The organism is Methylophilus sp. E2MeOHC9 (genome assembly GCF_058744375.1).
Window position 1 is genome coordinate 2,618,407 of record NZ_CP196024.1, and the last position, 13,334, is coordinate 2,631,740.

Annotated in this window: 15 protein-coding genes; 11 read left to right on the forward strand and 4 right to left on the reverse strand. The window is 50.5% G+C overall.

Going from position 1 to position 13,334, the window contains the following annotated elements:
• Positions 1–140 precede the first annotated feature (140 nt).
• The gene (gene flgA / locus ACSSVF_RS12610) at positions 141–908 is read right to left on the reverse strand and encodes a flagellar basal body P-ring formation chaperone FlgA (protein ID WP_442586186.1); all 768 of its coding nucleotides are present in this window, start codon (positions 906–908) and stop codon (positions 141–143) included.
• Positions 909–1,124: 216 nt separating this feature from the next.
• Here flgA and flgB point away from each other — a divergent pair, with 216 nt between their 5' ends.
• The 11 genes from flgB to flgL all read left to right on the forward strand — a co-directional run bounded on the left by flgB (position 1,125) and on the right by flgL (position 11,243).
• Positions 1,125–1,556 (forward strand): flagellar basal body rod protein FlgB, encoded by a 432-nt coding sequence (flgB, locus tag ACSSVF_RS12615; protein WP_442586185.1) that lies wholly within the window; start codon positions 1,125–1,127, stop codon positions 1,554–1,556.
• A 17-nt stretch (positions 1,557–1,573) separates the two neighbouring features.
• Positions 1,574–1,978, forward strand: a complete 405-nt coding sequence (gene flgC / locus ACSSVF_RS12620; protein WP_442586184.1) for a flagellar basal body rod protein FlgC — start codon at positions 1,574–1,576, stop codon at positions 1,976–1,978.
• 22 nt (positions 1,979–2,000) lie between these two features.
• Positions 2,001–2,675, forward strand: a complete 675-nt coding sequence (locus tag ACSSVF_RS12625) for a flagellar hook assembly protein FlgD (protein WP_442586183.1) — start codon at positions 2,001–2,003, stop codon at positions 2,673–2,675.
• A gap of 54 nt (positions 2,676–2,729) precedes the next feature.
• Positions 2,730–3,944 (forward strand): flagellar hook protein FlgE, encoded by a 1,215-nt coding sequence (gene flgE, locus ACSSVF_RS12630; protein ID WP_442586182.1) that lies wholly within the window; start codon positions 2,730–2,732, stop codon positions 3,942–3,944.
• A gap of 85 nt (positions 3,945–4,029) precedes the next feature.
• A complete protein-coding gene (gene flgF, locus ACSSVF_RS12635; RefSeq protein ID WP_442586181.1) occupies positions 4,030–4,773 on the forward strand; it encodes a flagellar basal-body rod protein FlgF in 744 nt (247 codons plus the stop codon).
• A gap of 53 nt (positions 4,774–4,826) precedes the next feature.
• Positions 4,827–5,609 (forward strand): flagellar basal-body rod protein FlgG, encoded by a 783-nt coding sequence (gene flgG, locus ACSSVF_RS12640; RefSeq protein WP_379055212.1) that lies wholly within the window; start codon positions 4,827–4,829, stop codon positions 5,607–5,609.
• 25 nt (positions 5,610–5,634) lie between these two features.
• Positions 5,635–6,300 carry a flagellar basal body L-ring protein FlgH gene (locus tag ACSSVF_RS12645; RefSeq protein WP_442586180.1) on the forward strand — a complete coding sequence of 222 codons (666 nt, stop codon included), beginning with the start codon at positions 5,635–5,637 and terminating at the stop codon, positions 6,298–6,300.
• 11 nt (positions 6,301–6,311) lie between these two features.
• Positions 6,312–7,445 (forward strand): flagellar basal body P-ring protein FlgI, encoded by a 1,134-nt coding sequence (locus ACSSVF_RS12650; RefSeq protein ID WP_442586179.1) that lies wholly within the window; start codon positions 6,312–6,314, stop codon positions 7,443–7,445.
• Between the two features lie 11 nt (positions 7,446–7,456).
• A complete protein-coding gene (gene flgJ, locus ACSSVF_RS12655) occupies positions 7,457–8,521 on the forward strand; it encodes a flagellar assembly peptidoglycan hydrolase FlgJ (protein ID WP_442586178.1) in 1,065 nt (354 codons plus the stop codon).
• Between the two features lie 100 nt (positions 8,522–8,621).
• Positions 8,622–10,301 (forward strand): flagellar hook-associated protein FlgK, encoded by a 1,680-nt coding sequence (gene flgK / locus ACSSVF_RS12660; RefSeq protein WP_442586177.1) that lies wholly within the window; start codon positions 8,622–8,624, stop codon positions 10,299–10,301.
• Positions 10,302–10,322: 21 nt separating this feature from the next.
• Positions 10,323–11,243 (forward strand): flagellar hook-associated protein FlgL, encoded by a 921-nt coding sequence (flgL, locus tag ACSSVF_RS12665; protein WP_442586176.1) that lies wholly within the window; start codon positions 10,323–10,325, stop codon positions 11,241–11,243.
• 75 nt (positions 11,244–11,318) lie between these two features.
• Here flgL and ACSSVF_RS12670 read toward each other — a convergent pair whose 3' ends face one another.
• The 3 genes from ACSSVF_RS12670 to fliQ all read right to left on the reverse strand — a co-directional run bounded on the left by ACSSVF_RS12670 (position 11,319) and on the right by fliQ (position 13,305).
• Complete coding sequence (locus tag ACSSVF_RS12670; RefSeq protein WP_492403886.1) at positions 11,319–11,912, reverse strand: PEP-CTERM sorting domain-containing protein; 594 nt, start codon at positions 11,910–11,912, stop codon at positions 11,319–11,321.
• 307 nt (positions 11,913–12,219) lie between these two features.
• Positions 12,220–12,987, reverse strand: a complete 768-nt coding sequence (fliR, locus tag ACSSVF_RS12675; protein ID WP_442586174.1) for a flagellar biosynthetic protein FliR — start codon at positions 12,985–12,987, stop codon at positions 12,220–12,222.
• 48 nt (positions 12,988–13,035) lie between these two features.
• The gene (fliQ, locus tag ACSSVF_RS12680) at positions 13,036–13,305 is read right to left on the reverse strand and encodes a flagellar biosynthesis protein FliQ (RefSeq protein WP_442586173.1); all 270 of its coding nucleotides are present in this window, start codon (positions 13,303–13,305) and stop codon (positions 13,036–13,038) included.
• Positions 13,306–13,334 lie beyond the last annotated feature (29 nt).

The following is a 13,334-nucleotide window of genomic DNA, read 5'->3' on the forward strand; positions in this document are numbered from 1 at the left end:
GTAAGGGTCTTTAAACCCTCAATTGTTAACAGTACTAACGACATAGTTTAAGCGAACTTTAGGGCTTAATATACTTTTTATCTCAAGTTTATGATCAATAAGCATTTTTCGACTCTAAAAACCCTGAATACTGTTGCTGGCTAAAAACGCACATCCACTTTACCGGAAGCTTGCGCCACGCCTTTAATCACCTGGCCACTGCTGACTTTCACATCGACCACCTGTCCGACATTCGCAGTTTGCATGGCGGTACCATCTGCCGAGATGACGAATCCCTCACCACGGCTGTTTAACTGCACCATCTGGCCCTGCATAATTACTGGCATCGCTTTGAGCAGCTCAGGTCTTAATACAGTGCCCAATGGCATATTCAACGAAGCTTTTTTACCTTCCAGCATAGCTAGGTCAGTGATGATGCCTGCGGGCAGTTTGGTTAAATCACCGGTCTGCATCACGATATCTGATGTCTGCACAGGTGAGCCCTGGCTGACAGGTAACGCGGTCACTGCAAATTCGCCCCAAACCTGCACATCAGCTTGTACGTATAAGGTCCATGGCTTGGTGGCTGATTGCAAACAGCGCACACCAATATGGGTTTTGCCCCATAAGCGCGCGCCTTGTACGGTAAACCCTTCCATCAAATCACACTCAGCAATGCGGATACGGTTATCTAACGGCTGGATTTCAATATTCACTTTGCCTGGATAGCCCTGCGTCTGACTCTGTACATACTGCATCACCGCCTGGTAGACACGCGATTGCATATCACTTGCAGCAGGCGCTACTACACGCTGGTTAGCCGCAACTGCATTGTTAGGCACACGATCAGCCGCCTGCACATGACAGGCAAAAAGCCAGATCAGGCATGGGATCACTGCAGCAAAAATGGTAGGCAGACGAGGTTTCATGGAGTCTTATTCTACGCATGGCAGGCAGAAGTCATTCATGAAATAAAGGCTATTTACCCCTCTTAATTCAAGAATCGTTATTGTCATCGCCGCGTACACTAAGCACAGCTAGTAAAAGTCATGTGTGCGTGAAAGCAGGCCCGCTTAACTGGGTTAACGACGGCAGATGGCAAAACTTTAAGAGTTTTTTCGGGAACACCCGGGAAAGGAAAGACGATGATCAACAAACTGGATGCCGCGCTGAGTTTTCACCAGACGGCGCTGCGCGTGCGCAATCAGCGTCAGGAATTGCTTGCTTCTAATATTGCCAATGCCGATACACCGCAATACAAGGCACGCGACATCGATTTTAAAGCGACCATGCAGTCGGCATTGCAGCAAAGCGCAGGCGGAAAGTCTGCGCAGCAACCTGCAGGCCTGTTACAGCAAACCAACAGCGGGCATATGAATGCCGCTGGCGGCAACGGCAACCTGGGTTCTAGCGATGTGCTGTTCCGCTCTGTACTGCAAGGGTCAGTCGATGGGAACACGGTAGATATGGACGTCGAGCGTAATGCCTATGTAGATAATGGCATCCGTTATGAGGCCAGCCTCACCATGATGTCTGGCCAGATCAAGAAAATGCTGTCAGCGATCACCGGCCAGTAAGTTAAAGGAGCAAGCATATGTCTTTATTCAATGTATTCAAGATTTCCGGCTCGGCCATGAGTGCGCAATCGCTGCGACTCAATACCGTAGCCAGCAACCTGGCCAACGCGGATAGCGTAGTCAGCTCGGACGGCAAACCTTACCAGGCCAAACAAGTGGTGTTTAAAGCGGTGCAGGACGCAGCCAGCAACACCAGCACGGTACAGGTAGACCGTGTGATTGAAGATACCAAGCCTGGCAAGATGGTCTACGACCCCAAGAATCCGATGGCTAACAGCGATGGTTACCTGACCATGCCTAACGTGAATGTCACGGAAGAAATGGTGAACATGATTTCCGCATCCCGCGCTTACCAGAACAACGTGGAAACCATGAATGCTGCCAAGTCCATGCTGCTCAAAACACTCAATATCGGTCAATAACCTTATATAAGGATTTTTCAACATGACAACCGTCAATACAAACAATCAGGTATCGCAGGACATTCTTGATGCGGTCAACAAAAAAAGTAATTCTAAAGGCAGCAATGTCGATGAAGCACAAGACCGCTTCATGACACTACTGGTCACGCAGATGAAAAACCAGGACCCGCTGAACCCTATGGATAACGCGCAGGTGACCAGCCAGATGGCGCAACTGAACACGGTGACCGGTATTAACAAATTGAATGAAACCATGGGCAGCCTGATCAGCAGCGTACAGCTGGGCCAGTCTTACCAGGCGACCAGCATGATAGGCCATAGCGTATTGGTGTCAGGCAATAGCCTGAGCCATACCGACAAAGGCGGCTATTTTGGTGTGAATGTGCCTAATGGTGCAGACACGGTCTCGGTGAACATCAAAGATGGCGCAGGCCAGGTCGTGCGCACACTGAGCTTCGGCAAACAGGATGTAGGCGTGAATGCCCTGAGCTGGGATGGCAAGGCCACCGATGGCACTGTTGCACCAAGTGGCGACTACACCTATGAGATCACCGCCAAGATCGGCGATGCCACCACCACCGCCACCGCACTCAGCCTGGCGCAGGTACAAAGTGTGTCTAACAGCAGCAGCGGTATCAAACTGAATCTGAGTAACAACTCGGCAGTCGCAGTTTCTGACGTCGTCGAAATCTTCTAATCGATATTTTAATTTTTATTTGCAGCATACAGTCTTTCTCCAGGAGATCACATCATGAGTTTTCAACAAGGTCTAAGTGGTTTGAACGCAGCTTCCAAACAATTGGAAGTCATTGGTAACAACGTATCCAACGCCAACACCGTCGGTTTTAAACAGTCACGCGCCGAGTTTTCCGATATGTTCGCCGCTTCGCTGATCGGCAGTGGTGCGGCACAAATCGGTATTGGTACCAAGCTGGCCAATGTGGCGCAGCAATTTACGCAAGGCAACATCACTGCGACCAACAATACATTGGATATTGCGATCAACGGCGGCGGTTTCTTCCGTTTGAGCAACAACGGTGCGGTGTCTTATACCCGTAACGGCCAGTTCCAGCTCGATAAAAACGGCTTTATCCAGACCAGTGATGGCAACCGCCTGATGGGTAACCCTGCAGATAGCATGAATGGTTCATCCCCGGTCGAACTGCAAATCGATACCAGCGACTTGAAACCAGTGACGACCACCGAAATCACCGGCCAATTCAACCTGAACTCCGAAAGCCCGATCATCGATCAAACAGTGCGCCCTTTTGATCCGCAAGACCCGCAAAGCTATACCAACGCGACAGCCATTAAAGTCTATGATGACCTTGGCAATGCACATAACATCCAAAGTTATTTCGTGAAAACTGCAGCCAATAGCTGGCGTTTATACACCACTGCTGATGGCACCAATATCACCCCTAACCCTGTTCCGGTCATGAACTTCTCCGGTACCGGTGTGTATGACACTGCGACCTCCACTGTGGGCAACATCACTTTCACACCAACCACAGGTTCAGGCCCGGTCACTGTAGCCATGGATTATTCCAACAGCTCGCAATACGGTGCGACTTTCAGCGTGAACAAGCAAAGTCAGGATGGCTACACTTCTGGCCGTATCGCCAGCTTTAGCGTGGGCGATGACGGTGTGATCCTCGGCCGTTATACCAACAATGAAACCAAGCAACTGGGTCGTGTTGTGCTGGCTAACTTTGCCAACCCCAATGGATTGAAATCTTTGGGTGGTAACCAATGGCAAGCGACTAACGAATCCGGCGCTGAATTGATAGGCTCACCGGGCAGCAGCACCATGGGTGTCTTGCAATCGTCTGCCCTGGAAGACTCTAACGTCGACCTGACTGGCGAGCTGGTGAACATGATCACCGCCCAACGTATTTACCAGGCCAATGCGCAAACGATCAAGACCCAGGATCAGGTCTTACAGACCCTGGTCAACCTGAGATAACGCTTTAACTTGAGCTAGCTAGCGCACTAACTTGAGCTAGCTGGCTTAACCCTGAATCTTAATATTGAATGACTGAGGAGCTGGTATGGATCGCCTGATTTACACTGCAATGACAGGGGCCAAACATATTCTGGAACAACAGGCCACGACTGCCCATAACCTGGCAAACGCGACCACCACCGGCTTTAAGGCACAGGTAGACAGTTTCAGAGCGGTGCCGGTACTCGGCGACGGCCTGCCTACACGCGCTTTTGTCGTGGATGCCACGGTAGGCACCGACTACAAATCGGGTGCTATCCAGCAGACCGGACGTGATCTGGATGTCGCCATCACCGGCGAAGGCTGGATCGCGGTGCAGCGTGCCGATGGTTCCGAAGGTTACACCCGCAACGGTGCATTGAAGATCAATGAGAACGGCCAGCTGCAAACCTCTACCGGACTCAATGTCATGGGCGACGGTGGCCCCATCAGCATTCCGCCTGACTCGGCCATTGCGATAGGCAAAGACGGCACCATTTCAACCGTCAGCAATTTAACCACGCCTAGCCCAAGCACCATCATCGCCAGGATCAAACTGACCAACCCGCCGCCAGCCAGCATGAAGCGTGCTGACGATGGTGTATTTGTCACGGCAAATGGCCAGGCAGCGCCGGCTGACGCCAATGTCACCGTCGCCGGTGGCGCATTGGAGAGCAGCAATGTCAACGTGGTGGAAACCATGGTCAATATGATCAGCCTGGCACGTGGTTTTGAAATGCAAATGAAGATGCTGGAAAACGCTCAAAACAACGCCGGAAAAGCCGATCAACTCTTCAGTTTGAATGGCTAAGGTCTGTATTACTATTTAAGTATGAAAAAGGGGAATACCCGAAGGAGTAAAGCATGATACGTTCATTATGGATTTCAAAAACCGGTCTGGATGCGCAACAAACGCAGATGGATGTGATTTCACATAACCTGGCCAACGTCAGTACCAGCGGCTTCAAAAAATCACGCGCTGTCTTTGAAGACCTGCTCTACCAGAACATCCGCCAGCCTGGCGCGCAATCCTCACAGCAAACCCAGTTACCTAGCGGTTTGCAACTGGGTACCGGCGTTAAACCAGTGGCGACAGAACGTATTTTTACCCAGGGTAACCTGCAACAAACAGATAACAGTAAGGATGTCGCGATCCAGGGCAATGGCTTCTTCCAGATCCTGATGCCGGATGGCAGTACTGCGTATACGCGCGACGGCTCTTTCCAGATGGATAGCCAGGGTCAGCTGGTGACTTCCAGCGGTTTCCCTGTGCAACCTTCGATCACTATTCCTGCCAACGCGCAAACACTGTCGATAGGCCGTGACGGCGTGGTATCGATCACAACCGCGGATTCAACGGCATCGACACAGATCGGCCAAATCCAGCTGGCGACTTTCATTAACCCGACCGGTCTGCAATCAAAAGGTGAAAACCTGTATGTAGAGACTACGGCTTCTGGCAACCCGAATACCAATACGCCAGGCTCCAACGGCGCAGGCTTATTGCAACAGAACTATCTGGAAACATCCAACGTAAACGTTGTCGAAGAACTGGTGAGCATGATTCAAACCCAGCGTGCCTATGAGATCAACAGCAAGGCCATTACAACCTCGGACCAGATGCTGCAAAAACTGTCACAGATGTAATCTTTGTTTGAAGGCTATCATTATTATGAATAGATTGGTTACCAGCTTATTGTTTTGTTTAGCGCTCTCACAGTTGCTGGGCGGCTGCGCAGTCACGCCTTCTACCATCGTACAAAAACCGGAAACACCACGCACCACCCTGGGACGCCCTGACGCACGCACCGAAGGCGCCATTTTCAATACTGCTGGTTATCGCCCTTTGTTTGAAGACCGCAGACCACGTTATGTCGGTGATATCCTGACGGTGCGCATCACCGAAAACACCACGGCCAACAAGGCTTCTGACAATGGCCAGAGCAAGGATGGTTCAGTTGGCGCTTCCATCACCGGCCTGTTTGGTCATAACGTACCCAAATCAGCCTTTAACGCCAGCTCCGGCCTGTCATTCAAAGACAAAGCCAGTGCCGATGCCAGCAATAACTTCAGTGGTTCTGTCACCGCGACCGTGGTCGACGTATTACCTAACGGTTACCTGGTCATCAGTGGCGAAAAACAGATCGGCTTTGATAAAGCCACCGAGTATGTCAGGTTCTCCGGTGTGGTTAACCCGGATACCATCACCCTGGGCAACGAAGTGCTTTCTACCAAAGTGGCCGATACACGTGTCGAGTATAGATCCGCCAGCAAAATGGATGCTGCCGAGGCCTTCTCCATCTTCGCCCGCTTTTTTCTTAGCATGATCCCGTTATAGGAGAGTTGAACATGCCACGCCTGTTTAACACATTCACCCGCACTGCCACGCAGCTACTTAACCTGATACTGGTATCAGGTTTGGTGCTATCCGCGCCATTAGCGCACGCAGAGCGTATCAAAGATATCAGCAATATCCAGGGCGTACGCGCCAACCAGTTGATCGGTTATGGTTTAGTGGTAGGCCTGGATGGCACTGGTGACATGACCACGCAAACACCGTTTACCGTACAAAGTATCATCAGCATGATGAACCAGATGGGCATCACTTTGCCGCCTGGTACCAACCTGCAATTGAAAAACGTGGCTGCCGTCATGGTGACCAGCTCCCTGCCCGCTTTCGCACAACCAGGCCAAACCCTGGATGTGACGGTATCATCCATGGGTAACGCCAAGAGTTTGCGCGGCGGTACTTTACTGATGACACCACTAAAAGGTGCGGATGGACAAATTTATGCCATGGGCCAGGGCAACCTTGTGGTTGGCGGCGTAGGTGCTGCAGCCAATGGCAGTTCTACACAGATCAATCACCTGAGCGTAGGCCGTATTTCAGATGGTGCGACCGTTGAACGCGCCCTGCCCAACACCCTGCTCAACCAGGACCTGGTTAAACTCGAATTGAAAGAAAGTGACTTTTCCACTGCCAATAATGTGGTGGAAGCCATCAACAAGAAATTTGGCGCTATGACTGCACAGGCTGAAAGCGGCCGCGTGATCCAGGTGCGTCCACCGGAAACCATGAGCCGCGTCTCTTTCCTGGCTAACCTGGAAACCATTAACGTGGCACTGGCGGCAACACCTGCCAAGATCATCATGAATGCACGTACCGGTTCAGTCGTCATGAACAAGGCAGTGACACTGGATAGCTGCGCAGTTTCTCATGGCAACCTGTCTGTGGTGGTCAATACTTCACCAGTAATCAGCCAGCCTGGCCCATTCTCGAATGGCCAGACCGTATCCACTGCGATTTCTGAGATCAATATCAATAAGGAACCTGGCAAAGTACTCAAGTTGAACAATGGTGCCAACCTGGCAGATGTGGTGAAAGCGTTGAACTCGATTGGCACCACGCCACAAGATTTGCTGGCGATTCTGCAGGCGATGAAAGCAGCAGGTGCGCTGAACGCCGAGCTAGAGGTCATCTAAGCGAGATCGCCATGCAACCACGTGTCGATCCCAACAGCCTGGCCATTGATGGCAGCGCACTCAACGGCCTGAAGAACGCCAAAAGCGATTCCCCGGAAGCCATCCGTGCCGTCGCCCGCCAGTTTGAAGGCGTGCTGATGAACATGATGCTGAAAAGCATGCGCGACACCGTGCCGCAAGATGGCATCACTGATAATGAACAAAGCAAAATGTTCATGGGCATGCTCGATCAGCAGCTCACTACGCAACTCAGCCAGAAGGGCATGGGCCTGACCGAAGTATTGGTCAGGCAATTGAGCAAATTCAGCCCTAAACCCGCTGAAGAGGCTGACAAGGCAAAAACATCATTGCAAGACACAAAAAACAACCTGGTGAACGGCCTGTCATCAAGCAACCCATCTTCAGGCAAAGCGGTGCTCATGCAAGCCGCTCAAAAAATCCGCGAAGCTTACCAGCAATGGGAAGCGACTACCCCTGACAACACGACAACAGATAATGATACCGCCTGGGCGCGCGGCATCCCTGAATTGCCACCACTAATGGAAGAAGCGCAGGCAAATGTGAAGAATTTCACCTTGCCACAAGCTGCACCGTTAACGACAGCCATGAGTGAAGTCGCCAGCAAAACACAGCAGTTTATCCAGCGTATGCTGCCACATGCACAAGCAGCCAGTAGCGGTTCAGGCATTCCGGCCAAATTCATGATTGGTCAGGCAGCACTTGAAAGCGGCTGGGGAAAACATGAAATCAAGACCACCAACGGCGTGAATAGTCATAACCTGTTCGGCATCAAAGCGGATGCCAGCTGGAAAGGCAAAGTAGCGAATAGTGTCACCACCGAATACGTCAATGGCGTTAAAGAAACACGGGTAGAGAAATTCCGTGCCTATGACAGTTACAGCGATGCATTTAAAGATTATGCCAAGCTGATCTCACAAAACCCGCGCTATGAACAAGCCATGAACAATACCCACGACGCCAGTGCTTATGCGCATGCGCTGCAACGTGCCGGCTACGCCACTGACCCGCAATACGGCAAAAAACTGACCCAGGTGATCAAGAACCTGCAAAGTTAATATTAAAGTAATTTGAAAAACTGCCGTTAGGCTTATTAATTGTAACTTTACATTGGTGTCAACCGTTCTGCAGGACCAAGACACATAAGGGCTTTCACGTATGTCCAACATATTAAATATCGGCAAAAGTGCTTTAAATGCAGCCCAGATCGGGATTTCAACCACTGGGCACAACATTGCTAACGCATCCACCCCTGGCTATACCCGGCAGGTGATCGTGCAATCAGCCTCACAAGCGCAGAACTTTGGCTATGGCTTTGTCGGCCAGGGCACGGACATTACCGCCATTACGCGTGTATACAACGACACCTTAGCCAAACAATTACTGAGTACGACCTCTACCAGCAGCGCCAGCACAGCCTATTACAACAGTATTAATGAAATCAACGGCTTGCTGTCTGATTCCAATGCCGGTCTAAGCCCGGTCATGACCAAGTTTTTCAGCGCAATCAGCGCGGCAGCAGCCAACCCGTCAGATGTCGCCACACGGCAAACCGTCATTTCCTCGGCAAACTCACTGCTGAACCGCTTTTCAGCAGTCAACAGCCGCCTGGATGATATCCGCCAGAGCCTGAATACGCAGGTCTCGGCGAGCGTGAACACCATCAATAGCTATGCTACCCAGATCTCGCAATTGAACCTGGTGATTGACAAGGCGATGAGTACTACCGGCAATCCGCCTAATGACCTGATGGATCAGCGTGATCTCTTGCTTACCAAGCTGAGCGAACAAGTCAAAACGACAGTGGTGAAGCAAAGCAATGGTAACTACGATGTATTTATCGGCAATGGCATGCCTTTGGTGGTCGGTGACGACACTTATCCACTATATGCACAATCGAGCTATACCTCGCCAAACCGGCTTGAGATCGCTTATGGCGATAAAAGCAATCCAAAAATCATTGATAGCGCCACCCTGGCTGGCGGCGCATTGGGCGGCATTCTGGCTTTCAGGAATGAGACGCTGGATACAGTACAAAACCAGATAGGCCAGTTGGCGATCACGCTGGCGACACAGTTCAATGAAATGCAGCAAAATGGTTACGACCTGAACGGTAATGCCGGTGTTGCCATGTTCAACATCCCGCAACCGCAGACCACCAGCAGCACTAATAACGTAGATAAATCCAAACTGGCCAGCGCGACATTTGTGCCGGGACAATCGCAGCAGCTGACCAGTAGCGACTACACGCTGAAATATACCGGTGGTCAATACAATATTATCCGCAACAGCGATAAAACCGTGACCAGTTCGGCGACCCTGCCTGTCACTGTCGATGGTATTGAGTTTAATGTGAATACATCGACACCGGCTGAAGGTGACGAGTACATGATCCGCCCTACCCAGGGTGCGGCGGGCAGAATCACACTGGCATTTGATGATGTTGAAAAACTGGCACTGGCCGAACGCGTGGATGCCAATGGCAACGTGGTCGCTTTTAAAGGCCCGGGTGACAATACCAACGGTTTGCGGCTAGCCAAGCTACAAGACGCAGCAAGTGTGCGTTTGCTGGGCAGTAATGCCAACCGCTCCTACGCGCAGGCGTTTGCCTTGATGGTCAGCGCCGTCGGCACCAAAACCAACGAGATGATGGTCACCAGCAAAGCAGATGCTTCTGCGCTTGAAGGTGCTACCAGCGCGATGCAGTCTGAATCCGGCGTCAACATTGATGAAGAAGCCGCCAACTTGTTGCGCTACCAGCAAGCCTACCAGGCGGCTGGCAAAATGATGCAAATCGCCAGCCAACTGTTTGATGTTCTGTTGCAGCTTGGCCAGTAATATTCTGAAGGATAGTGAATCATGAGAATCAGCACCAATTCAATTTACCAGACCGGCACCAATCGCCTGATGGATTTGCAGAACGACCTGAGCAAACTCAACGAGCAGATCTCTTCTGGCAAAAAAGTGCGTACCCCGGCAGATGATCCGGTCGCCGCAGCGCGTATTCTCGAACTGACGAACTCCCAGAACCTGAATGACACTTATGCCGCCACGCGCAATGTCGCCAAAACATCGCTGGAAACCTACGAAACCAATATGACCAGTATTACCAACGTGATCCTGGACGCACAGTCATCTTTAGTGGCTGCCGGTAACGGTGCCTACAACGACCAACAGCGCTTGAATATCGCCAGTGAGCTGCAAGGCCGCCTGGATAGCCTGATCGGTCTGGCGAATACAAAGGATGCACAAGGTAATTATATGTACGCCGGTCACAAGACCAGCACCGTGCCATTTGTGTTGAACACAGTGACAGGTGACATGGATTATCAGGGTGATAGCTCAAAACGCGCCCTGCAAGTGGATGTACAACGGCAGATGCCGGTGACTTACACTGGCAATGAACTGTTCCAGGCCAATGGCAATGATCTGTTTGCCACCCTGAAAGACATGGTCGCCTTGCTAAAAACACCTATTACCGACGCCACCACCCAAAAAACGTTTAGTGATGGGCTGGCTAGCACCATCACAAAAGTACAGGGCGTGCTGGACCAGGTATTGAACGTACGTGCAGACCTGGGCAGTAAATTGAATGAAGTCGACACCCTGGATGTGACGGGCAGTGACATGGATCTGCAATACACATCCTCCATCTCAAAACTGCAGGATCTGGACTACACCGAAGCACTCTCAGATTTGTCTAAGAGAAGCACGATTCTGGAAGCCGCACAAAAATCCTATGTGCAGACCTCACAGCTTTCCCTATTCGCGTTCATTTAATACGCTGGTTTCGCAAATGCATCACAATAAAAAAGACCCTGACGGGTCTTTTTTACTTAGTGCTTTTTAACGTACTCAAGACTGCCTGGATTTCCTGGCTACCAAACCTGCAACCATGATCAAACCGCCGAACATCATGCCATAAGTACTTGGTTCTGGTACCGCTGTCACACTTACGTTATCCAACAATGCACCTATGTTATCACCACCACCATTTTGAAAGGCTAAGGTTGTTGAAGTCAGCGTGGTAAATGTAAACGATCTTGCAAGAAAACCATCACTACTAGCTACGGTATAGTTCCAGGTATTTCCACCAAAGCTCACGACAACGGCATTAGAATCGCCTCTTTGGCTTCCAGCCAAGTCAAAATTGATCACATAGCTGCCTGGACCAAAAATAGCACTTGTCGCTATTTGACCACCACTATTAGTAGACCCGTCTAAATCAAGATACTTACCTTTAGCGCCGGAGAACCAGTCATAAGCAGTACCTGCTCCGATGATATCCACCGAACCACTAATGACATTCCAACCACCAAAACTAGCAGCGGCCGGGATTGCTCCGCTATAAGAATTAAAATCATCTGAAAAAACAACTGCTGCTGAGGCTGAACCAATGCCAATGGCATTGATAGCTGCAGCCAAGACTAACGTTGAAAGTACTTTCATCACATCTCCCCGAAAGAATACTACCTAGTGAAATACCAGCAGTCATCTTGCAAACACATCGCTGGTAGTACTGACAGGTGCCCCATTCTTAACTGAGCGATTGCCGAAACGGACTAATGCCTGACAGGTTAACTATATTGACACACATTATATTTGTTTGCTAGTACCCAAATTGACTACTACTGGTATCACCATGCGAACAGGCTCCCAGCCTCAATAACAGCGCCATTCAGACAGCTTAATCCGGATTGGATAATAGGTTTGGGCTAAGGGAAGAAAATGCGAAGAAACGTGTGAATTAAGAGCGCTAGCGTATCACTTGCAGCATCAGTTGCTGCGCATCTATCAGCCAGCGATTCACCGGGTTGACTAATGAAGGCAGGCTTAACAAAGTCATGACCAGGCCAACAGAAATAGTGATGGGAAAGCCGATACCAAAGATATTGAACTGCGGAGCGGCTTTGGTGAGTATGCCCAGCGCCATGTTGGTGATCAACAGGCTGGCCACTACAGGTAATGACAATAACAAGCCCTGCGAAAAGATATGCCCACCCAGTTCAGCAATCACCTGGCTATTCAGTTGCCAGTGATCCAGCAAAATAGGCATGGTTTCAAAACTCTGCAACATCACCGCCACCACAATCAAATGACCATCCAGGCTCATAAACACCAGTAGCGCCAGCATGGTCACAAATTGCGCCACAGCCATGGTCTGCCCTTCGGTTTGTGGATCATAAAAGCTGGCAAAACCCAGCCCCATGCTCATGCCCATCATAAAACCTGCCAGTTCCACCGCCGTGAACATCAGCCGCATGACAAAGCCCATGCTGATACCTATGACCACTTGCGCCAATAATGAAAGCAGGCCTTGCCAGGACATGACATCTATCGCAGGAACTTGTATGGATGGCAGGATCGCCAGCGTAATCACAAAACCAATGCCCAACTTCATGCGGTTGGGAATAGAAGGATGGCTGAATAAGGGAACGACTGAAACACAGGCCAGGATACGGGTCAAAGGCCAGAGTAGCTGCACTATCCATTGTTGCAGGTCAGAAGCGTGAATGGTCAGCATAGTGTGATGCGATCGCGAGAAAATGCGGCGATTAAACGGACGAAAAGCTTAATTGACCAGTTGCGGGATCATGCTGAACACATGGTGCATGTAATCTACCAGTGTCATCAGCATCCAGTGACCAGCAAGTAACAGCATCGCCATCACGCCCACCAGTTTTGGGATAAAAGACAGGGTTTGTTCGTTGATCTGAGTCGCCGCCTGGAAAATACTGACGATCAGGCCTATCGCCAGTGCAGTGCCTAAAATCGGCGCAGCGACCAACAAGGTGGTCTGCATGGCTTCACTACCTATGGTTAATACTTGTTCCGGACTCATGGTTGCTCCTTTAATCTTAATCGGTGACA